Consider the following 22064-nt stretch of genomic DNA (forward strand, 5'->3'; position numbering starts at 1 on the left):
AATTAGTCAATAACAGCGAGTTAGCTTTTAAATGCGTGCAATAAATTGCCCCTTTCCCTGTAGGGCATACTGTGCCGTCGCGAGACCATAAAATTCGTTATTTGACCGAATTGATCCGAGAAATAGTTGCTAAAAAATAGACTTTTTATAAAACTGCTGGGTATACTCAAAAAGGAGTTGACTGGCCTCTATCGACAAACTTTCAACCCCAGCTAGGTAAGTTCAACAGGGCCGATAATCTGTAGTGAGATCATTTGTATCCAAAAATTTAACAGGGTCTCTAGTGAGGGGCAAGCTGTACTGAAATAATCAGTTCACGCAAAAGCCGCGTTCATTGTAGCTGAGCGCGGCTTTAGAATGCTATTTACTGTGCTGGAAAAATCACCCGTTTTTTTCTGCACATTAGACGAAGCCTTTGCCTGACGGCTGTGGTTAGCTGTGCTTGTTTTACTATCCCACCACACCCTTTTATTGATTATGACTGAGACTGATGTCCTCATCTTCGAGGCAATCTTCGACGCGAAGAAAGCCGACGAAGCCGTCGCCCAGTTCAAGACGAACCTGACCCGGCTTCGGGAGGAAAAGAAAGCGACCGATAAGGAATTCAAAGCGGGTACGATCACCGCCGAGGAGTACGGCCGCTCGATCGCGGCCATCGACAAACAGATCGCCAGCACGTCGGATAGTTTGAAGAGTCAGAACAAGGCCATTTCCGATAACGCCAAGTATCAGAAATCCGCCGAAGGTAGTATCGTGCAGATGCGGCTCGGTCTGGCTGCGCTGGTTATTTTCTGGGATAAGGCACCCTAGGGTGTTCCTTTTTCACGGACAACGCCCGGCTTCGACAGTTGCGGTGGTTTAGGCGTTATGATTACTTCGAGACGTTTCTCCTCGCAGCTAGGCAGGGTGGCCAGTAGCGAGAGCACAACATTTTGCGATTATTGTGCTTGTAGTAGATGGACGGGTGATTACCAACCTGTATGGTAACCACCCGCCCTGGTTGATTTAGTTTGTGTACTCGACATTGGCCTGGGCGTTGCCGGTAAATGTGTTGCTGCTGACCACATCATCATTAATTCTGGCACCGAACCCCACCAGGATTCCGTAGCCACCGCTGCCCCCGACGTGCGTTGTACGGACGTCCATTGTGGCTCCTTCCCCATAAATAGCTAAGTTTGCTTGTTGACCTCCCACAATCGAGGAGCTACCCGCATTCAAGATCTCCGCGTTTTCGATGCGGTTTTGATTACTGGCCGACAGACACAAGATCCCTTTCCAGTAGGCGGCCGTGGTACCCGCTCCTTTGAAGCGGATGGGTTGCGTTTGAGTCCCTATGGCTTGGAGATAGCCTGATTCGTTAATATGAATGGATGCGTTCCGTTCGACTTCAATTGTTACGCCCGGGCTGAGCTTCCAGGCCGCTCGCACCATCACATCATTCAGTAGTCGGTATGGTGTTTTGTCGGTGAATCCACCCCAAACAATCTCATCAACCTGCATCTGACCGCCTAGGTAGGGGCCATTGATTTCGACCACATTCCTGCCGTTGCCGCTGGTGAAGATGGAGGCCGCATCTAGTTTCGCTACGTTGTCAGTAGCTAGTAGAATGCCTGCTTCGGTATTATCGGCAAATGTGTTGGTCGCAAACTCACGAAGAATTGATTCTTCGCTGGCAAACAAGCCATAGCCTCCATGTTGGGCAAACAGGCAGTTTTTCAAACTGATCTGACTTTCCTTGAACAGGACCAGCCCCGCCTTTTTGTTATCGGATAAGGGTTGACTTCCCGCATGGAGTACCTCTACCTGTTCGAGTGTGTTGGCGTTGCTGGCCGAGAAAAGAATGATCCCGGCCCAGTACCCCTTAACCGGACTAAGGCCCACGAACCGAATTTTCTTTTCCGACGTACCCCTTGCAATCAGGCTGCCACCGGTAGCCACCACATCCAGCCGAACGTCGCGCTCAAAGGCAATCACTACCCCCGGCTGCAAGGTCAGCTGGTGCTTCACCGCAATACTTTTCGAGACGATGTAATCGGGTAGATTGGGATTGGCAATCCGATCGGCCAACACCGTTTGGACCGTAATGTCTTTATCGATAGTCAAGGGCTGGGCCGCCGAAGCGGTAATTACAACGTTGTCGGTTTGGGTAGCTGAACCATCTGAGCCGGTCAGCTTCAGTTCATACTCACCAACTTCGTCGGGCGTAAAGGTAACTTTCCCCCCCTTGGCCGGGGCCAGCACTACCCTACTGGTAGCGGGCTGACGAACCATAGACCACTGAAAGGTTAAGGGAGCCGTATTGTCGGAAGAAACGACAGTTCCCTCCAGGGTGACCAGTTGACCAACGGACACGTGTTGATCCGCGCCCGCATTAATGGTTAATGCGGGCTGGGGAGCGATGGGTTTCTTGCAGCTTGTTATACTCAAAAGAGCAAACAGAAGCAGGAACGGGAGCTGACGGGCGAGGAGTTGACTCGTCAGGCGCGTTGAGCCGGTGAGCGTACTAACGCGGTACTGAGTTTGGACAGATTGGAAAAAGGAGTACATGAGATGAGCTGGTAAAAACAACTGGTGGAAAATGAGTTTGAATTGAGTTCGGTGCCAAAGCACCTTGATCAATGGATTTATTCATAAAATCAGCGGGTCAGGCAGAAGTGCCCGCTGATGGGTGCTAGGCTGGGGGCGGTGTGAAGGGGCATCAACGTTCCTAGGAACATGCCTTTGATGAACATCTGTTTTTGGTCGTGCTTCACCTGCACCATGCCTTGAGTCAGTAAATACTCACCGGGTTGATCGGCCCGCGTATAACAGGAGGAGAAAACGAATTGACCAAGGCCATACGTAACGATACTGATCCGCTCCTGCTGGGGTTGATCACGGCCGAAGGCAAAAGAACCGCTCCATTGATCACTCACGGCAATGGATAAGAAGTTATCGTGACCAGCGCCGGCCTTTAGAGACCAAAGTTCAATGGGGTCTTTCTGGAAAAACTGACAAGGGCCCAGGTTGACGTACGTTCGGGTTATCCCGGCAAAGGTGATGGCGAGGTAACTTCTCGGAGCGCCAAGAACCCTTTTGGGATGAACCGTATCGTCTGTAGTACGCTGCCGACCAACCCGGGTGAGGGGAGTATTTAGACCGGTAATTAACAAATGGCTTGATTGGATCATGATTAGTCAGGCGGGACAGGCGGGAGTAATGGTGTGTTTGTTATTGGGGACAACCTCGTACTTACTTGATTGACTGGAAATACCGGTAGAGGGATGCTAACTCTTTATCACTGTAGTGGGCCGTCATTTTCCAAGGCATGTTTTCGTTGTCGATCAGGTGCCCACCCGGCGTTTTGCCCGTGCGGAGTGTGGTAATGAACTGCGCTTGGGTCCACTGGCCAAGGGCACCCGTGCTGGTGATATCCGGAACGGGAGGCTGTCCCGGTGCGACGGGGGCGCCGCCTTTCAGAGTAGATTGGTGGCAACCGGTGCAGGAAATGGCCAGGTATTTACCCTGAGCAATTCCTAAGGTGGTGTCGACATGGGTTACTAGGGGCTTTTTATGGTCAATCTTCTCGACCGATAGCAGGGGCATTTGATCCAGATAAGCCAGGATCTTCACCACTGGCCCTAGCTCACTCGTCGGGAGTTGCTGATCAACGGGGGGAACTTGCTGGCAGTACGCAATCAAGGCCTGCAAGTCCGGCTCAGCCAGTAGCGTCGTTTCGTGGGAGGGCATGAACAGCAGCGGGCGACCGTTGCGATCTACCCCATGCCGAAGGGCGGTAAGCCAGTTGGTAGTGGTGTACTCAGTGGGTAGTCCTCCTTTGCCCCGGGTCAGGTTGGTGGCAACGAGCCGCCCCAGCGCCAGGTCTTGGGCCATGACTTTACCAGCCAGGTTCGTGCCGTGGCACTCAAAGCAGCCTTTGATGCTGGCTAAGTGTTCGCCCCGTTGCAGGCTGGCGCTATCGCCCCGTACCGTCAGCTTCTCCGCAGCAAAGGCATACGGCTGCCGGGTACGTTGGTCAATGGTAACATGGATATAGGCGTAGGCCAATACGGCCAAACTGATAACCGCGAGTAGCCCTAGTCCAATCCCCTTTCCAAGTTTGCGTAGCGTGTTCATTGGTGTTGTGCGTGTTTGGAGCAATCGCCCTTGTTGCGTTTGCTGGCACAAAGTTGGGCTGCGATGACCCCTGGCCGCCTACCCGTAACGGATAACAAACTACGCAGAGCGGATTAACCAAACTGGTTGGCTGACAAGCGCTGGATTGGGGGCTGCTTCAAGCGTGTAAATGGTCAGTTGATTCCGCTTGTCTACCGTTTTGGGAATAAACCGATCACTGCCCGCGAGCGGACGACTAGTTTTGTATACAGGGGTTGCCTGCGAGCATCGCCAAACTCATCTTCTAACCGGTACACATGCTGACGGATGGCCATTCCTAGTTTACAAGCCACAGACATCTTTAGCCCTGAGCTACTGGCCACTTCGCCATCGACCACTCATGCTGAGCCGCTGGCGTTTCACCACCCGGACGCTGGGGAGGTTCAGGTACGGGCAACCAACTTTCCCCATCTCCAGGTGATGGCTATGGACTGGAAACCGGCCAAAGACTTTACATTATTTGACCCAACCCCTTGTGCGGGAATCAGTATCAACTTTGTGCTGGAGGGGGGGATACACTCCCGCTTTAAGGGCATCAAGCACGAACTGCTCATGGGCCCTCAATCGCATAATTTGATTCATACGCCGGAAAGTGGGCATACGAATCAACTCCGGGGCAACCAGGCCCTGTCGATGCTGCTCATCAATCTGGATAAAGATTTTTTCGGCTCATCGCTGGGTCAGGGAGATGCATGGAGCGATCAGGTTCTTTCCGCATTAGCCGGCGAGCGTCCCTTCTCCGGGGGACAGGGCGTACCAACGATCACCCCCCAGATGCGTTGCCTGATCGGTGATATCTGGGGGTCAAAAGCAGCGGGTCCCATGCGTAATCTGCTGATCCAATCCCGAGTGCTGGAGTTGGTCGCCCTGCAGATCGACCAGTTTCGGGTACCCGTCGGCGCCTGGGTCAACCTGCCCGTTCAGGAGGTAGATCAATTAAATCAGCTAAAAGCGCATTTAGACCTTCATTTTCTGGAGGAACACTCGCTGGCCGGGTTGAGCCGCTTTTGCGGCCTGAATGAATTTAAGGTGAAGAAAGGCTTTCGGCACCTCTTCGGTACGAGCGTCTTCCACTACCTGCGGACCCTGCGGATGGACTACGCGGGGCAGTTGCTGCGCAACAGCGCCCTGTCGGTCGATGAGGTGGCCGACCGGTTGAGCTACGAGCACGCGAATCATTTTTCCCTAGCTTTTCGAAACTTTACGGGGCTGACTCCTTCCCAGTATCGGCAAGGCAAATCCGCCCGGGCGTAGCCGTATGCTACGGATTGACGTAGACAGATGAGCCGCAAGTTGATATGAAGAAACGGTGTTTTCTAATAGTCATCGTTGTTTATCTAAGTCTGCAAATAGGTCTACTCCATCTGCCGAAAATAGTTCAGGTCTTAGCCAGCTTGTTGTTGATAGCTGCTTGGTTGGTCAACAGACCGGAATATTGAGACGAAAGCAGTGCAGATCCCCGATTGAAGACAAGACGGCAATTGTCAGTCACTAAATGTCTTGTCCTGATTGGAATTGGACGGTTTTGTGAACGTATGTAAGCATTGAATGGCCGCCAGGAGAGGTCCGTTCAATTGATATCCAACAAGCGATATTCCCATTAGCCCTTTTTGACTTTAAAAAATTTCAGAAACGTAATCTCCACAAGCTATACTTATAATTTTTTATGAAAAAATTATAAGTATAGCTTGTGGATTTATAGAAATCTACCAATCTTTGCACACTAATATGTATAGACATTTAGACAAGAACATGCAGTTATTTACTATTGATCACAGTAGCCCTATACCACTCCACATGCAAGTGGAAACGATTATGAGGGAGTTGATCGACAGTGAAGAGTATCAGCAAGGAAAGCTTTTTCCTAATGAAATAGATCTCGCCAAACGACTTGGAATTGCGCGGAATACAGTCAGACAAGCTATCAACAAGCTTGTTCATGAACAACTTCTGATTCGCAAGAAGGGCGTAGGGACTAAAGTTGCTAAAAATCGAATTACGACTAAACTTAATAACTGGTCGAGCTTTACGCTCGAAATGCACGATAAGGGCGTTGATTTTCAGAACTACGAAATCAAAGCGAGTTGGACGCTTGCCGATCAGGATACCGCGGAGGTGTTTGGTATTAGCATCGACTCGAAAGTATTGAAGCTGGAGCGCCTGAGAGGGCTGGACGCAGGACCCATTGTCTACTTTATCTCGTATTTCCACCCTCGCGTTGGACTTACGGGCGATGAGGATTTTACCAAGCCTCTTTACGAAATGCTGGAAAAGGATCATCATACTGTGGTTGTTCTTTCCAAGGAAGAGATTAGCGCTACGTTGGCCGACGAATATCTTGCGACCATTCTGCACACGGAACCCGGTGACCCAATTCTGTTGCGCAAACGGATTGTGTGTGATCCAGGTGACCGGCCAGTTGAATACAATATGGGCTATTATCGAGCGGATCGTTTCACCTATGCCATTGATATAGCTCGTAAGTAATCTGCTACTTTATTAGTAATCCATTACCCAAGTCTAGCTAGGTAACTACTTGATTACCAAGCCATTTTTTTTGTATTTACAAACATGTCTATACATATAGACAAATAAAAGGTATGTTCTGTATATGACTTTTCAAACGCTCATAAAATGAGTGGACATCACAAACCCTTTTCGAACTAAATAAGCATGGTCACCTTACCAAATCAACCTGTAAACAAGGTCAATAACACATACCTGTACTTAGTCTGCCTGGTAGCAGCACTTGGCGGTTTTCTGTTCGGTTTTGACACCGCCGTTATCTCGGGTACGGTGGGCCTGGTCAAAGGGGACTTTGATCTGAACGCGGTGCAGGAAGGCTGGTTTGTGAGCTGTGCCTTACTGGGGTGCATCATTGGCGTCAGCGTCTCGGGTAAATTGAGTGATACGTACGGCCGCAAATTGGTCCAGATACTCTCGGCGGTATTGTTTCTGGCTTCAGCCATTGGGTGTATGTTCTCCGTCACGTTTACTACGTTGATCGCTTTCCGGTTGGTGGGTGGCCTGGGGATAGGGGTGGCATCGATGGTTTCTCCGCTTTACATCTCTGAGTTTGCGCCTTCCCGCTTTCGGGGCACCATGGTGTCGCTGTATCAATTAGCCCTGACTATTGGCATTGTACTGGCTTATTTTTCCAATGCCTACTTAGCAAACCACGCGGGCGATTCTTTCGAAAGTGAAAGCGTCAGATCCATTTTCTCAGACCATGTGTGGCGAGGCATGCTGGGGTTAGGCGCCATACCAGCCGGTATATTTCTACTAGCCCTGTTGGTTGTGCCCGAATCGCCCAGATGGTTGTTGCTGCGCGGTCAAGAGCAGAAAGCACGGGCCATACTCACCCGAATAGATGGACCGGCTTCCGCACAAAAAGAGATCGAGGCCTTTAAAGCGCCGGGTGAAGACGGAGAAGGCAATCTGAGCGAACTGTTTACACCCCTGTACCGGCGGCCTTTGTGGATCGGTTTGCTCCTGCCGTTCCTGTCGCAGGTGTGCGGCATCAACGCCGTGATCTACTATGGTCCCAGAATCCTGGAGCAGGCTGGTTTTACACTCAATAGCGCCTTGGGGGGACAGGTTACCATCGGGCTGGTCAATGTCGCCTTCACGTTCGTCGCCATTTTCACCGTTGACAAATGGGGCCGCAAACCACTGCTGTACGTAGGCGTGGGTGGGGCGGTACTTTCGCTGCTGATCATCGGGGCGCTCTTTCAGCTGGGGATTACGTCCGGCCCCTGGATACTACTCTTTATTCTGGCCTTTATCGCCTGCTTCGCGTTTTCGTTCGGTCCTGTGTGCTGGGTTGTCGTTGGCGAAATATTCCCCAACGCCATTCGGGGAAAAGCGATGGCGTTGGCTACGCTGTCGCTCTGGATTGGCAACTTCCTGGTCGGGCAGTTGACGCCAGCCTTGCTCGAAGGAGTAGGCTCTGCCTGGACATTCTGGTTGTTTGCGTTATGCTGCTCCCCGGCGCTGTGGCTAACCTGGAAACTGATTCCCGAAACCAAAGGACGCTCCCTGGAAGCTATTGAAGCTTATTGGAAAGACACCTACTCAGGAAAAAAAGCTCATTCGTAATGAAAAATCACATCCTTTTTACATGAATACCTTCCAACAATTTACTGAATTCTCTAAACCAACATAACTTCTATGAACATTCCAATACGTCATCGAGTGGGCCAATCGATTGGGTCAGTCGGACCACGATTGCTTCTCGTGTTGCTTCTTCTCGTGCTGAACTACAGCTATGGCTCAGCGTCTCCGTTAGCGGTCAGCTCATTGACCAATCCGCTCAACATAGAGCTTACGGGTCAGGTACTCGATGAGCAGCAGAAGCCCTTACCGGGCACAACTGTGAGCGTGGTGGGTACTACGGTTGGTACGACAACCGATGAAAATGGTCGATACAGATTGTCTGTGCCTGATAATTACGTTGGACGCAGCCTCGCCTTCTCGTTCATTGGCTTTACCAAGCAAACCGTCGTCATTGGGCAGGAGCGAACCATCAACATTACGCTTAAGGTAGACGCCGGTCAGTCGCTCGACGAGGTTGTAGTGGTTGGCTATGGCCAGCAGAGCAAACTGTCGGTTACCGGCGCGGTTGACCAGATCAAATCCCAGAGTATTGAAAGCAAACCCGTAACGAACGTATTACAGGCGTTGCAGGGTGAATCGCCGAACCTGATTATTCAGCAGACGAACTTTAATCCGGGTAGCGGGGTAAATATCAACATTCGCGGTCTGGGCACGCTGGGCGATAACACACCGCTCATTGTTATTGACGGGATCATCGGCGGGGACATCAACCTGCTCAACCCCAATGACATTGCGAGTGTATCTGTCTTAAAAGACGCCGGTTCGGCTGCTATTTACGGCTCTCGCTCGGCCAATGGCGTGCTTTTAGTCACGACGAAAAGCGGAAAGCTGAATCAGAAAGCCTCCATTACGTATAACGGTAGCTACGGTATGCAGGTGCCTTACGTCGGGTTACGTAAAGTCAACGCCTGGGACAACGCGTATTACAAAAACCTGTCGCTGATCAACTCGGGATTGCCACCGATCTACACGCCGGACGATATTCAGGCGCTGAGAGCACAGGGCAATGGTGACTGGGAACGTCAATCTATTTTGCAGAATGCTCCCCAGCAATTGCACAATGTTTCGATCACGGGCGGGGGAGCCAACAGCAGCTATCTGATTTCGGCCGGGCTCCAGGACCAGCGCAGCAATTTTGTTGGACCGTCGTACGGCTACAAGAAATACAACATCCGCCTGAATCAGCTCTCCGTCATCGGTAAATTGCGCGTCAATACGATTCTGAACTACGTCAAATCAAGCAACAAGTCGCACAGTAACGCCGACTGGGTCATTTTTGCCGATGCGGATCGGGTACCCCTGAATTACAGTTTCCAGGACGCGGACGGTAATTACCTGACCAATCCGGTGGCTTCCCAGTACAACGTAAAAAGTGTACTGGAACAAGGCGGCTCTTACAAGTCCGACAACGATCAGTTCTTTGGTAACCTGAACGCGGAACTCAGCATCACGAAAGACCTTAAACTGACGGGGATATTTGGGGGAACGCTGAACGCCAACAATGCTTTCTTCCGTCGGTTACAGGTCAACAACTATCCGGCTGGGGTGTACGGAAACGACCGCACGGTTTATGACAACAGCTTCAAGAATTCATTGCTCAATACGCAGTTGTTTGCGGACTACACCAAACGCCTGGGCGACCATAGCATCAAGGTGTTGCTGGGGGCTTCCGACGAATATTACCGTTCCAATGAGTTTCAGCTGCAGAAAACCCTGACTGATCCGGCGCTGGGCACGCCCACTACCGGAACGATCCTTGACCCGGTTGCCTCCTACAACAGCAACGCCAGAACTAACGAGACGCGCATCAGCTCCGTCTTTGGCCGGGTAAACTATTCGTTCAAAGACCGTTATTACCTGGAAGGGAACTTCCGGCAGGATGGGTCGTCTAAGTTTGCTTCAGGCAGACGGTGGGGCTTTTTCCCGTCGCTGGCTGGCTCCTGGGTGCTTAGCGAAGAATCCTTCCTGGAGTCGGCAAAGAACGTCGTGAACAACCTGAAGGTTCGGGCTTCGTACGGTTTGGTGGGTAACCAAAACGTAAACGCCTACCAATACCAGACGAACTTTTTCAACTATGCCAACTCGTACGGCTTCAATAATACCGTTGTGGGTGGGGCTGGTTTCAATCTGGGGAATCCCGATCTGACCTGGGAGAAATCGGCAATTCTGAACGTGGGGGCGGATGCTAGTTTCCTTCAAAATAAGCTGTCCCTTTCGGTCGATTACTTTAACAAGGTAACCAGTGACATTTTATACAGTCGGCAGGACATTCCGCTGTTGTTTGGCGCAGGATTTCCCGATTACAACGTCGCCAAGGTTCGCAACAAAGGTTGGGAGGTTAGTGCGACCTATAACCTGAACACGAAAGCCGTTAAGCAGAGCTTCAGCGTCAATCTGGCCGACAACAAGAATACCCTGCTGGCCCTGACGTATGGCGCGGATCAGCAGATTGCTAATGTCGATGCGTTTGGTTTCATCCGGAAAGTAGGCCAGCCCATCACGCAGTACTGGGGCTATCAGACAAACGGTTACTTTCAGAATCAGGCTGACGTCGATAACTCACCCAAACCAGACGGCGTTGATGTGGGGCCCGGTGACCTGAAGTTTACGGACTTCAACGGGGACGGTAAAATCGACGACAGTGATAAAATCGTCCTGGGTAATCCGTTCCCCCGCTACACGTTTGGCTTCAACTACCGATTAGCGGTAAAAGGGTTCGATCTGAACCTGTTTATACAGGGCGTGGGTAAGCGCGATGTGATGTTGCGGGGTGAGGAGGTTGAGCCTTTCCACTACAATTATGGAGCGACTATGTACGAGCACCAGACGGATTTCTGGACGCCCACGAATCCCGATTCACGTTACCCCCGACTGGCGGCTATTGGCTCGCCCTCAAACACGAACAACTGGCGCTACGGCTCGGATGTGTATCGATACAACGGTGCTTACGCCCGGTTGAGAAACGTGCAGGTTGGCTACACGATTCCGGCTGAAGTAACCAAAAAATTCGGCGTGCAACGCTTACGGGTGTCTTTGATTGGTCAGAATCTATTGACGCTTTCTCAGCTCAAGTTCATTGATCCAGAAACGTCCGAGTTCAACAACAATCTGAACTTGAATGCAGCGTCAAATAGCGCACGCAATTACCCTTTACCAGTTTTTTACGGGTTTGGTCTTGACCTCAGCCTTTAACCCTTTAACAATCGATACTCATGAATTTCATCAAGAAGATAAGTAGCCTGTGCGTGGTGTTTCTCGCCGTCGCCGGGTGCGGACCTTTGGATATAGCCCCGGTCGACCGCTTTACGGAACTCAACTTCTGGACGGCGAGCGAGAACGTGAACAATGCGCTGAACAACATCTATAGCGGCATGTACACCAGCGCGTTATACTTCTACAACGAAGCGCTGTCGGATAATGCCTACACCGCTCAGGGGTCGGCCGTGGGTAATCCGGAAGCCATCGCGAGCGGTAGCTTCACCTCGACGCTACCAAAATTCCAGAACGACTGGTCGTTTTATTACCAGGGTATCAAGTCCTGCAACATCTTTCTGACGAACGTCGATCAGAACACGACGCTTCCGGCGGATGTCTTGGCCAGAATGAAAGGCGAGGTACGTTTCGTGCGGGCCTGGCACCATTTTAACCTCATGAAATGGTACGGTGATGTGCCTATTCTTGATCGCGACATATCGCCGGATGAAGCTAAAACCATTGCCCGCTCACCGCGCGCCACGGTCCTGAAATTTGTTATGGACGAACTGACGGCGGCCGAGGCCGTGCTGCCTTCCAGAGACGCGTATGCCCCCGCCGACAATGGTCGAATTACGAAAGGTGCGGCTATTGCCTTGCAGGCCAGAGTTTTACTCTACGAAGGCAACCGGATGGCGGAAGTGGTGGCGCTCTGCGAAAAGTTGATCAACGATCAGACTACCAACGGACAGTACGGATTAGCCGCCAGTTACAGCGATTTGTTTAGTAGTCCTACGGTCAACAAAAACAGTAATGAATCCATTCTGGCGCTGCAATACGTCCCCAGCTTACGCACCTGGTCGGAGTATTTTGACTTCGCTCCCCGGTCTGTTGGGGCCAGAACAAACAGCCTGGCTCCCACTCAGGAGCTGGTTGATGCATACGTAATGCTCAACGGCAAAGCGATCACTGAGGCTGGTTCGGGCTATACGGAAGCTAACCCGTACGCCAATCGTGATCCCAGGCTGACCGCTACTGTTGTCTACGATCAATACGTTTGGCGAAATGCTAATGGCACGACCCAGACTATCTACATCAAACCTGGCTCGGACCCCGTCCGGCCCGCCCTGAACGAATACGCTCTCAACGGGCAGGGATCCCCCACGGGTTATTACTGGCGTAAATATTACGATCCCAACGGCCTGGCCAATTTTGCGTCGGGGTTGAACCTGCACCTGATCCGGTACGCTGAGGTACTGCTGATGTACGCGGAAGCGAAGCAAAGTTTAGGGCAGATGAATGCGGACGTGTGGGATAGAACCATCCGGCCCCTTCGGCAACGGGCGGGCTTCACGGACGCAGCCGCGTTAAGCTTTCCAACAAGTGGCGATCTGACGCAGATTATCCGTCGGGAGCGCCGGGCGGAGTTCGCCATGGAGGGACTGCGGATTGACGACATCCGGCGGTGGAAGATCGCTGAGGTTGTCCTCAACGGCTACGCACACGGTGCCCGATTCGGCGATCCAACGGTTGACAACGGCTACATCCGGGCGCAACGGCGTCAGTTCGATCCGGCCAAAAACTACCTGTGGCCGATACCCGCTTCCGAACTAAATCTAAACAAGGCATTGACTCAAAATCCTGGTTACTAACCGTTCTAATCAGCACGCCAGATGAAAAATATATTGACCTATGGTGGTATGGCTTTAGTAGCCATGCTGTCAATTACCTCCTGTACTCAGACGGTTCGGGAACTGAACCCTGCGGTAACGCCGGTCAGTACGCTGACGGCGCCCGAAAATAATACGAGTGTCAGGCTGGAGCCGAGCACACCGGCCAGTGTGCAGTTCAAGTGGGAGCCGACGCAAGCCGCGGAAGGGGTATTATACGAAGTGGCCTTTGATAGGACTGATGGCGATTTCAGTAATCCGTTTTACAAGACGGTCTCTGACGGACTGGGCGTACAGCCGCAGCTAACGCTGAGCCATAACGACCTGAAGAAAATCGCGGCCCTGGGTGGAATAGCGGCTTCTTCCACGGGAAGCGTCAAATGGACAGTCCTGGCATCGGTCGCCTTTAATCGTCAGGTGAGCACTGTCAACCGCGTCCTGACCATGACCCGGCCCGCTGGGTTTGCCGAACTACCCGACAGTTTATACCTGACGGGTACCGCAACCGAAGGCGGTGACGATATAACCAAAGGCATCCGGCTCAGAAGAACAGAGGACGGCGTTTTTGAAGGGTACACCTCCTTAAAGGCGGGTACCTACTATCTGACGGATAAGCTGACTGGCGACGGAAAACGATTCTACGTTGCCAGCGACACCATCCGGGAAGGCAATACGCCCACAACCTTGACCGGTCCGGCTAAAACGTATCGCCTACGGTACGATTTCAACATTGCCACGGCCCAGGCTACGGAAATACAGTCGGTGGGTTTGTTTATGTCGGCTTACAACAAAGAGATCGGTACCCTTACCTACGCGGGCAATGGTGCCTGGACAGCCGCCAGCATCCCCGTTGAGTTTTACCCGTTCTCCTGGGGCCGCGACGAGCGGTATAAATTCGTGATCCGAACGGCCAATGGCTTAGAATACATGGGCAGTTCGAACGTCAATAACAACAGCCCCGCCGGAGCACCGGCCTCGTATTACTACGTTCAACCGGTTTCTAACTCACAGTGGGACAATACCTACAAGTTCGACCCGGCCGCCGATGGGCAGAAGGTTAAAGTTGACCTGTTGCTTCGGGCGAATGCGCCCTACACGCACCAGGTGACGGTGTTACGGTAAGCTTAATCAGGCTTCATGGGCCTACTGATGATCTATTCCGATATAACCTATGCTATAGGCATTACCACTTGTAGCATAGGGTTACTCTTACAGTCATGAAGCGCTTTTTTTTCAGTGTACTTTTAGCCGTCGTAGCCCTTACGCTCATTACGGCTTGTGAAGATAAGCAGGCACCATCGCCGGTTGTCAGGCCCGACACGACAAAGCCGACTACGCCCGTCCCGACCGTGTCGCGTTACCTGACGGCGGCCAAGAAAACGCATGAGTATGTGCTGGCCAATTTACTGACGCCTTACAAGAGCTATCGGGTTAACGCGACCACCGATCCAACGTCGGCGTTTGAATGGTATAATGTCAGCCAGATTTACGCGGATGCCGCCATGGTCAAATTGGGTGAAACGAGTCACGCAACGTACATGAACGACAGCTTCAACTGGATGAGTCACTTCTGGGATGACGCCAAACCCAACGGTGGTTATTTTGGCTTCGTACGTATTGACGGCAGCGAAAAAGGCTCCGACACGCTGAAGTACATCGATGACAACGCTCTATCAGGAGTCGTCTACCTAGAGGCTTATGAAGTCAGTACCGGAGCCCAGAAAGCGGCTTATCTCGACAAAGCAAAAGCCTGCGCCAACTGGCTCATCAAGAGCGGTACCTGGGACAATACGTTCGACGGCGGCTTTTGGTGGAATACCGCCAAAACGGTGAAACCGACCCAATCGAACGGCTTAGCCATGCAGCTATTCACACGTTTGTACGCCATTACGGGGGAGTCGGTTTATCGGGAGTGGGCATCCGCTGTGGACAAGTGGTTATCAACCAAGTTATACGAAAGCAGCACCGGCCTCTTCGTCTGGCAGATTGACCGGGCGGGTAAACGGTTCACCGAGAAATTTACCTACGACAACGCCATTATGGTTGAAGCGTTTCTGCTGTACGGAGAAGTTATGAAAGACGCGTCCTATCTGGTTAAAGCACAGGCGCTAGGCAACGCCATGAACCGGACGCTCTGGGATAAGACCCACAACGTCTATATCTTCAACACCAGCGATCTTCGGATCAACCCGGCCTGGTGCGGCTGGGGCTCACAGGCGATGATTAAGCTGTATGAATCAGACAAAAACACGTCGTGGCTGGGGTACGCGCAGGGAAACATCGATGCCATCAACACGGTCCTGAGAGATCCCGGCACGCATGGGTACTATCAATTTGCCACTCTGAATGGGGCCGGTCGGTATGCCAACATCGAAGGTGTCGATGTGGCCTGGATGCAGCGTATTCAGGCGCTACTATCAAAATATAGGTAACCCATGAACTGCCCCCATTCAATATAATTCTGTATGAAACAACTGACTTACACCGGCCTTTTAAGTGGCTTTATCCTCACGTCGCTGCTGACCTCCTGCGCCGTAAAGCGGCCAAGTGTTCTCCGCTACGTTGATCCCAATATTGGAACGGCCCACAGCCGGTGGTTTTTCTATACGCCAGCGGCCGTCCCTCACGGCATGGCCAAGCTGGCTCCGTCTACCAACGGCCATTACGGCAATAAGCAAGGTTGGGAAGCGGTTGGGTACGACACCCGGCATAACTCCATCGAAGGTTTCGTCCATTTCCACGAGTGGCAGGTAGGCGGGGTAAACTTCATGCCAACTACCGGCGAGCTGAAGGTAAAACCCGGCGAGCTGGACAAACCCGGCAGTGGTTACCGGTCCAACTTTGATCGCAAGAACCAGGTGGCCGAACCCGGTTACTACAAGGTATTGCTGGACGATTACGGGATTACCGCCGAACTAACCGCAACCAAGCACGTCGGTTTTCACCGGTACACATTTCCTAAAAACGATCAGTCGCGGGTTATCTTAGACATTGGCAGTGTGCAGGGCGAAAGTGGGGAGGTGCGAAAAGCGGAAGTGCGCATGACCGATGACACCCACTTTGAAGGATTTGTCACGACCTACCCCAAATACGTAAAAACCTACGATCCGAACGGGCAGGTGTCCATGTACATCTGGGGTGAGGTAAGCAAAAAGCCTCGGTTGGTTGGGTCTTTTACCGATGCGGGCGTGCAAGCAAAAAGCAATGCGGCCACCGGAAAAGGAGCCGGGTTATTCCTGGAATACACCACCAGCAACAACGAAGCCATTGAGCTGAAAGTAGGATTATCGTATACCTCCATTGCCAATGCGAAGGCGAATCTGGAGGCCGAGGCAGCGGGGCTGTCCTTCGAAAAAGCGAGACAACAGGCGCAGAGAACCTGGCAGACCGAACTGGGCAAGATTGCCGTAGAGGGCAATGAAACTAACAAGGTCAAGTTTTACACCGGCTTATTTCATGCCTTACTTGGGCGTGGCGTAGCCAACGACGTAAACGGCTCCTTCCCCCGGCACGATGGCTCGATCGGTCAGTTACCCCGCGACAAAAACGGGAAATTCAGCTATAACTTTTATAACACCGATGCCATCTGGGGCGCGTACTGGAATTTGACCCAGTTGTGGGCACTTTCCTATCCGGAGCGGTACAACGACTTTGTGCAAACCCAACTGGCGATTTATAAGGAACGGGGCTGGTTCGGCGATGGCATTGCCAACAGCAACTTTGTATCGGGCGTAGGGACGAACTTTGTTGGGCTGGCCATTGCTGGAGCTTATCAGGCGGGCATACGGGACTACGATACGAATCTGGCGTACGAAGCGATCAAGGCTAACGAGCTGAGTGGTCGCAATCGGCCCGTTGGCTCCGGAAAACTGGACGTAGAAGCCTTTGTCAAGCGGGGCTATGTGCCTTACCTCGACGAGGATAAAACCGATTCGACCGGCTCTCATTTTGCCGCTTCCCACGCTCTGGAATACAGTTTTAGTACGTTTGCTGCCGCACAACTGGCGAAAGCCATGAACAAGCAGATCGATTATCAGCAGTTGCTAAAACTCTCAAATGGCTGGAAGCTCCTCTACGAACCGAAGGAAAAACTGGTGCGCCCTAAAAAAGCGGATGGTTCGTTCATCGACAAGTTTGACCCCTACGAACCATGGCGCGGATTTCAGGAAGGTAACGCTGTGCAATACACCTTTTTCGTCCCGCAGAATCCGCAGGCGCTGATCGATACCATTGGCAAAGAAGAGTTCAACAACCGGCTCGACGGCATCTTCACGGCCGCGCAGAAAAACGGCTTCGGGGGCGGCAAGGAGATCGATGCGTTTGCCGGTATCAAGTCGATTTACAACCACGGTAACCAGCCTAACTTGCACATCAGTTGGCTATTCAACTTCTCCGGAAAGCCGTGGCTCACCCAGAAATGGACCCGTGCCATCTGCGACGAGTTCTACGGCACGGAGCCTATCCACGGCTACGGCTACGGGCAGGATGAGGATCAGGGACAATTAGGGTCGTGGTACGTCATGGCCGCACTAGGCCTGTTCGACGTCAAAGGCTTTACCGATCTGAGGCCCATTGTTGAGTTGGGCAGCCCGGCCTTTGATCAGGCGACTATCCGGCTGGGCGACGGGAAGCAGCTACGGATCGAAGCCAAGAATAATTCAGCTCAAAACGTATACGTGCAATCGGCTACCTTCAACGGGAAAGCCTTGTCGAATTGCTGGTTGTACCGGGATGAACTGATGAAGGGTGGAAAACTAACCTTCGTAATGGGTAACCAACCCAACACAAACTGGGGTAGTCAAACGCCCCCACCTTCGGCTCAGTAGCTGGACGCTGTCGGTCACTACGACCGTACATAACCTAAACAGAAACAAGTAATGACGTTGACTTCCTCAATCATAAAGCAGCTGGTCTGTGTGGCTCTGGTCAGCTGGGCGTTCGCCTTGCCAACGGCAGTAGGGCAGTCGCCTAAAGCGTCGGCTGTCTACCTGAATCGGGCCAAAGAAACTTACAGCAATGTCTGGCAACGATACCGTGTGCCTGCTTATAATTTGTTCTCAGAGAATTACCCCTCCAGTCGCAACGACACGTTGACGTACATGCAGGGAGGTGGTGTGAAGGAAAAAGCGGTAAGCTTTCTCTGGCCGTTTTCCGGCCTGTTCTCCGCGACCAACGTATTGCTGAAAGTGCCTTCTGAACAAAGGGTGCAACGGCTGTACCTGGACAGCTTGGTGGCCGGTATCGAAACCTACCGCGATTCAAGCCGCTCGCCCGTCGGCTACCAGGCCTTCCCGGTTCAGTTTGAAAAGTCGGATCGCTATTACGACGACAACGGGCTGGTGGGCATTGATTACATGGAAGCGTACCTGAATACCAAAAATCCGCTCTATCTGAAACGGGCGAAGGAAGTGTTTACCTTCATTTTGAGTGGATGGGGCGACGAGCTGGGCGGTGGCGTAACGTGGCTGGAAGGGCACCGCGACCAGAAACCGGCCTGCTCCAACGGGATGGCTACGCTCACGGCGCTAAAGATTTATCAGGGCACCAAGGACCCGTACTACTTACAGTGGGGCAAAAAGTTTTACGACTGGATGCACACGAACCTGCTCGATTCGACCGGTGTGTATGCCAATGATCGCAAAACAACGGGGGCGCTAAACAGGGTCTTTTACACGTATAATTCCGGCTCTATGCTCGAAGCGGCCGTATTGCTTTACGAGTTTACCGGCGACAAGCAGTATTTGACCCAGGCCGAACAGTTGGCGAAGAGTGCATTCGTGCATTTCAACAAGCAGCCACACCCGGCCCCTCTCGCCATTCAGATTGACTTGCCGTGGTTTGTTACAGTACTTTTCAGAGGCTACGATGCGCTTTATCGAGTCAATGGGGACTACCAATATGTAGCTAAAATCAAAGAAAGTCTCGACTACGCGTGGCAGAACTCCCGGGATCAATACGGCCTGGTCACCCACAGCTGGACGCCTAAACCAGCTGAACTGGCTAAGCCAAAATGGTTACTGGACGAAGCTTGTATCGCCGAGTTGTACGCGCGGCTGAGCCTGTTGGAACGCGAACGAGAAACGAGAAAATAAGCGTATATGGAAAACAAAGCGGTCATCGCCATCGACCTGGGAGGTACCCGTATCAAGCTTGGACTGGTCAGAGCGGGCAACGTTTTGCTAACGGACCGGATGGAGTCGCAATCGGGGCAGGGGCTGCAAACCCGGCTGCCGCAGATCAAGGCAACGATAGACAAGATGCTGAAAACCGCCGGCCTATCAGCGTCCGATCTAGTCGGCATGGGCGTAGCGGTACCGGGCATTGTTGACCCGATTCAAAAACGCGTCTTATCCATCAACGACAAATATAGCGACGCCCCCCAACTCGATCTGGCGGGCTGGGCCAGAGAAACCTGGGGCGTACCTCTTTATCTCGAAAATGACACCCGGGCGGCCCTACTAGGCGAATGGCAGTACGGCAGCGGACGAGGCTACGATAACGTAGTACTGATGACGCTCGGTACCGGAGTTGGCACATCGGCGGTTATCGAAGGCCGCCTGTTACGGGGTAAACACTTTCAGGCGGGCATTCTGGGGGGGCACTTCGTTCAGAACGCCCAGGGTAACCGCTGCAACTGCGGTGCGGTTGGTTGTGCGGAGGCCGAAGCGTCAACCTGGAGTTTAGGTCAGCGGGCAACTACGCACATGACGTACGCCCAAAGTCTACTTTGCCAGTATGACACCGTCGATTTTGAAGCCGTTTTTCGCTGTGCCGCCCAGGGCGATGCGCTGGCGACTACCTTGCGGGACGAAAGCATTGACGTATGGGCGACCTGCGCCTACAATCTGGTGCAGGCTTACGACCCGGAAATGCTCATTCTGGGCGGAGGGGTGATGGCCAGCCGCGACGTCATTATCCCCCCAATCCAACACCGCCTGAACCAGAATACTTGGGCCACGTGGGGCAACGTGGCCGTTGTACCTAGCTTACTAACTGATTCGGCAGCTCTGTTAGGAGCCGCTCATTTAGCATACAACCGTGAATTATGAACGTTTTAACACCATCAACTTTTGACAAACTCCCGGCTATTCGCATAGCGGGAGAAACGTGTACCACGGGCTGGGAGGCCATTGTCGCTACCCTGCAAGACAGAATCCGGTCTTTGGGACAGCCCAAAACCATTGTGGCCGTAGACACTTATCTGGGGGTTTATACCAATGAAGTTATCGCTGGCCTGGGTTCATTGTCGGACCGGTTAACGGTCGTTGAAACCGGGCAGGCCCTGCGCAGTCAAGGCGAGATTGACGCGCTGGTCAACGACTTCGTGACGGACGATCCGGTATTTGGCTACATATGCCCCTTTGAACTGTCCAGCTTTTACGACGAAGACAAATTGGCGATCTGTCAGCAAACGATTCAGTCCGTTACAGACGGCGTAGTACTGGTTGTTGGCATCGGAGCCGCGCTGTTCGTCAATCAGCCCGACCTACTGCTGTATGCCGATATGCCCCGGTGGGAAATTCAACTTCGGTTCCGAAAAAACCGGGTGAGTAATCTGGGGGCTCAAAATCAGGACGCGGGGTTCGCTTACCAGTATAAACGAGCGTTCTACGTGGACTGGAAGGTACTGGATCGCCACAAAAAGCAATACATGGAACGCTGGGATTACGTAATGGACACGACGCGGGAAGAAATGCCCAAGCTCATCAGCGGAACGGCCCTGCGCAACGCCATGGCGCTCACTGTTCAGCGGCCCTTCCGGGTTGTTCCGTTCTTCGATCCCGGTCCCTGGGGTGGCCAATGGCTAAAGGAAGTGTGCGACCTGGACCGGTCGGCCGTTAACTACGCCTGGGGGTTCGATTGCGTACCCGAAGAAAACAGCCTGCTGTACAACTTCGACGGTGAAACGTTTGAGATCCCTTCCATCGACGTGGTTTTCTCGCATCCACTGGAGCTGTTGGGCGAGAAAGTATTTGCCGCGTTTGGTGCCGAGTTTCCCATCCGGTTTGACTTTCTGGATACCATTGAGGGCGGCAACTTGAGTTTGCAGGTTCATCCCCTGCAGGAGTACATCCGGGAGAAGTTTGGTATGCCCTACACCCAGAATGAAAGCTATTATTTTCTGGAAGCGAAAGAAGATGCCTGCGTTTATCTAGGTTTGAAAGATAACATCAACCCCGACAAGATGATCGGTGATCTGGAGAAAGCGCAGGAAAGTGAGGTTGATTTCGACGCTGAGCAATACGTCGAAAAATGGCCGATCAAAAAGCACGATCACGCGTTAATTCCCGCCGGAACGGTTCACTGCTCGGGGGCCAACAGCGTTGTGCTTGAGATCAGCGCAACCCCCTTCAACTTTACCTTCAAACTGTGGGACTGGGGCCGAACAGGATTAGACGGCAAGCCCCGGCCCATCTCCCTCGAACATGGAAAGAACAACATCCAATGGGACCGGACGACGCAGTGGACGAAGGACAACCTGCTCAATCAAATCCAAGAGATTGGGCGCGGTGACGGCTGGCGGGAAGAGCGTACGGGCCTCGACGAGGATTCGTTCATTGAAACCCGTCGGCACTGGTTTTCAAAAGAAGTTTCCCACCACACAAACGGTGTCGTTAACGTGATCAACCTGATCGAAGGTGACGAAGCTACGATCGAAAGCCCCTCAGGCGCGTTCGAACCTTTTGTCGTTCATTACGCTGAGACGTTCATCGTACCGGCCGCAGTAGGTGCCTACACGATAAAACCGTCCGGACCAAGCGAAGGGCAGGAAATAGGCACCTTAAAAGCCTATATCCGAACCGACAAGCTGAACGACCATATGTTTAGATAATTGAGTCAAACAGCAGCTAAAGGAAAATGGGGTTCTAGTAAGAACCTCATTTCTTTATTATTGCTACACGCATTAACTTGTAAAGTCGAAGATTTCAA

15 protein-coding genes are annotated in these 22064 nt (G+C 52.4%); 12 read left to right on the plus strand and 3 right to left on the minus strand.

Going from position 1 to position 22064, the window contains the following annotated elements; genetic code table 11:
• Positions 1–477 precede the first annotated feature (477 nt).
• On the plus strand, positions 478–810 hold the full coding sequence (locus ACYVIY_RS26700; protein WP_460979639.1) for a hypothetical protein: 333 nt from the start codon (positions 478–480) through the stop codon (positions 808–810).
• 195 nt (positions 811–1005) lie between these two features.
• On the opposite strand, the gene ACYVIY_RS26705 is transcribed toward ACYVIY_RS26700, so the two are convergent.
• The 3 genes from ACYVIY_RS26705 to ACYVIY_RS26715 form a co-directional block, all read right to left on the minus strand.
• Positions 1006–2547 (minus strand): PKD domain-containing protein, encoded by a 1542-nt coding sequence (locus tag ACYVIY_RS26705; RefSeq protein WP_460979640.1) that lies wholly within the window; start codon positions 2545–2547, stop codon positions 1006–1008.
• An 89-nt stretch (positions 2548–2636) separates the two neighbouring features.
• On the minus strand, positions 2637–3170 hold the full coding sequence (locus ACYVIY_RS26710; RefSeq protein WP_460979641.1) for a hypothetical protein: 534 nt from the start codon (positions 3168–3170) through the stop codon (positions 2637–2639).
• A 61-nt stretch (positions 3171–3231) separates the two neighbouring features.
• On the minus strand, positions 3232–4116 hold the full coding sequence (locus ACYVIY_RS26715) for a c-type cytochrome (RefSeq protein WP_460979643.1): 885 nt from the start codon (positions 4114–4116) through the stop codon (positions 3232–3234).
• A gap of 306 nt (positions 4117–4422) precedes the next feature.
• Between ACYVIY_RS26715 and ACYVIY_RS26720 the strand changes: the two genes are divergently transcribed.
• From ACYVIY_RS26720 to ACYVIY_RS26770, 11 genes are all read left to right on the plus strand, one after another.
• Positions 4423–5409, plus strand: coding sequence for a helix-turn-helix transcriptional regulator (locus tag ACYVIY_RS26720; protein ID WP_460979644.1), 987 nt, complete (start codon positions 4423–4425; stop codon positions 5407–5409).
• Between the two features lie 543 nt (positions 5410–5952).
• Positions 5953–6642, plus strand: coding sequence for a GntR family transcriptional regulator (locus tag ACYVIY_RS26725; protein WP_460979680.1), 690 nt, complete (start codon positions 5953–5955; stop codon positions 6640–6642).
• Between the two features lie 186 nt (positions 6643–6828).
• A complete protein-coding gene (locus tag ACYVIY_RS26730; protein ID WP_460979646.1) occupies positions 6829–8253 on the plus strand; it encodes a sugar porter family MFS transporter in 1425 nt (474 codons plus the stop codon).
• 72 nt (positions 8254–8325) lie between these two features.
• Positions 8326–11463: a SusC/RagA family TonB-linked outer membrane protein gene (locus ACYVIY_RS26735; protein ID WP_460979647.1), complete on the plus strand. Its 3138-nt coding sequence runs from the start codon at positions 8326–8328 to the stop codon at positions 11461–11463.
• A 20-nt stretch (positions 11464–11483) separates the two neighbouring features.
• Entirely contained in the window at positions 11484–13115 is a 1632-nt protein-coding gene (locus ACYVIY_RS26740) for a RagB/SusD family nutrient uptake outer membrane protein (protein WP_460979648.1), read from the plus strand.
• A gap of 21 nt (positions 13116–13136) precedes the next feature.
• Positions 13137–14255: a SusE domain-containing protein gene (locus ACYVIY_RS26745; protein ID WP_460979650.1), complete on the plus strand. Its 1119-nt coding sequence runs from the start codon at positions 13137–13139 to the stop codon at positions 14253–14255.
• Positions 14256–14350: 95 nt separating this feature from the next.
• Entirely contained in the window at positions 14351–15565 is a 1215-nt protein-coding gene (locus ACYVIY_RS26750) for a glycoside hydrolase family 76 protein (protein WP_460979651.1), read from the plus strand.
• A gap of 33 nt (positions 15566–15598) precedes the next feature.
• Entirely contained in the window at positions 15599–17959 is a 2361-nt protein-coding gene (locus ACYVIY_RS26755) for a GH92 family glycosyl hydrolase (RefSeq protein WP_460979652.1), read from the plus strand.
• Positions 17960–18010: 51 nt separating this feature from the next.
• On the plus strand, positions 18011–19225 hold the full coding sequence (locus ACYVIY_RS26760; RefSeq protein WP_460979653.1) for a glycoside hydrolase family 76 protein: 1215 nt from the start codon (positions 18011–18013) through the stop codon (positions 19223–19225).
• 6 nt (positions 19226–19231) lie between these two features.
• Complete coding sequence (locus ACYVIY_RS26765) at positions 19232–20182, plus strand: ROK family protein (RefSeq protein ID WP_460979654.1); 951 nt, start codon at positions 19232–19234, stop codon at positions 20180–20182.
• A complete protein-coding gene (locus ACYVIY_RS26770) occupies positions 20179–21966 on the plus strand; it encodes a class I mannose-6-phosphate isomerase (RefSeq protein ID WP_460979655.1) in 1788 nt (595 codons plus the stop codon). The genes ACYVIY_RS26765 and ACYVIY_RS26770 overlap by 4 nt, the downstream gene beginning before the upstream one ends.
• Positions 21967–22064 lie beyond the last annotated feature (98 nt).

This window comes from Spirosoma knui (genome assembly GCF_054780635.1).

Bases quoted from the DNA above. Each gene is read 5' to 3' on its own strand.
- ACYVIY_RS26700 (WP_460979639.1), top strand. From the start codon at position 478: ATGACTGAGACTGATGTCCTCATCTTCGAGGCAATCTTCGACGCGAAG.
- ACYVIY_RS26705 (WP_460979640.1), bottom strand. From the start codon at position 2,547: ATGTACTCCTTTTTCCAATCTGTCCAAACTCAGTACCGCGTTAGTACG.
- ACYVIY_RS26710 (WP_460979641.1), bottom strand. From the start codon at position 3,170: ATGATCCAATCAAGCCATTTGTTAATTACCGGTCTAAATACTCCCCTC.
- ACYVIY_RS26715 (WP_460979643.1), bottom strand. From the start codon at position 4,116: ATGAACACGCTACGCAAACTTGGAAAGGGGATTGGACTAGGGCTACTC.
- ACYVIY_RS26720 (WP_460979644.1), top strand. From the start codon at position 4,423: ATGGCCATTCCTAGTTTACAAGCCACAGACATCTTTAGCCCTGAGCTA.
- ACYVIY_RS26725 (WP_460979680.1), top strand. From the start codon at position 5,953: ATGCAAGTGGAAACGATTATGAGGGAGTTGATCGACAGTGAAGAGTAT.
- ACYVIY_RS26730 (WP_460979646.1), top strand. From the start codon at position 6,829: ATGGTCACCTTACCAAATCAACCTGTAAACAAGGTCAATAACACATAC.
- ACYVIY_RS26735 (WP_460979647.1), top strand. From the start codon at position 8,326: ATGAACATTCCAATACGTCATCGAGTGGGCCAATCGATTGGGTCAGTC.
- ACYVIY_RS26740 (WP_460979648.1), top strand. From the start codon at position 11,484: ATGAATTTCATCAAGAAGATAAGTAGCCTGTGCGTGGTGTTTCTCGCC.
- ACYVIY_RS26745 (WP_460979650.1), top strand. From the start codon at position 13,137: ATGAAAAATATATTGACCTATGGTGGTATGGCTTTAGTAGCCATGCTG.
- ACYVIY_RS26750 (WP_460979651.1), top strand. From the start codon at position 14,351: ATGAAGCGCTTTTTTTTCAGTGTACTTTTAGCCGTCGTAGCCCTTACG.
- ACYVIY_RS26755 (WP_460979652.1), top strand. From the start codon at position 15,599: ATGAAACAACTGACTTACACCGGCCTTTTAAGTGGCTTTATCCTCACG.
- ACYVIY_RS26760 (WP_460979653.1), top strand. From the start codon at position 18,011: ATGACGTTGACTTCCTCAATCATAAAGCAGCTGGTCTGTGTGGCTCTG.
- ACYVIY_RS26765 (WP_460979654.1), top strand. From the start codon at position 19,232: ATGGAAAACAAAGCGGTCATCGCCATCGACCTGGGAGGTACCCGTATC.
- ACYVIY_RS26770 (WP_460979655.1), top strand. From the start codon at position 20,179: ATGAACGTTTTAACACCATCAACTTTTGACAAACTCCCGGCTATTCGC.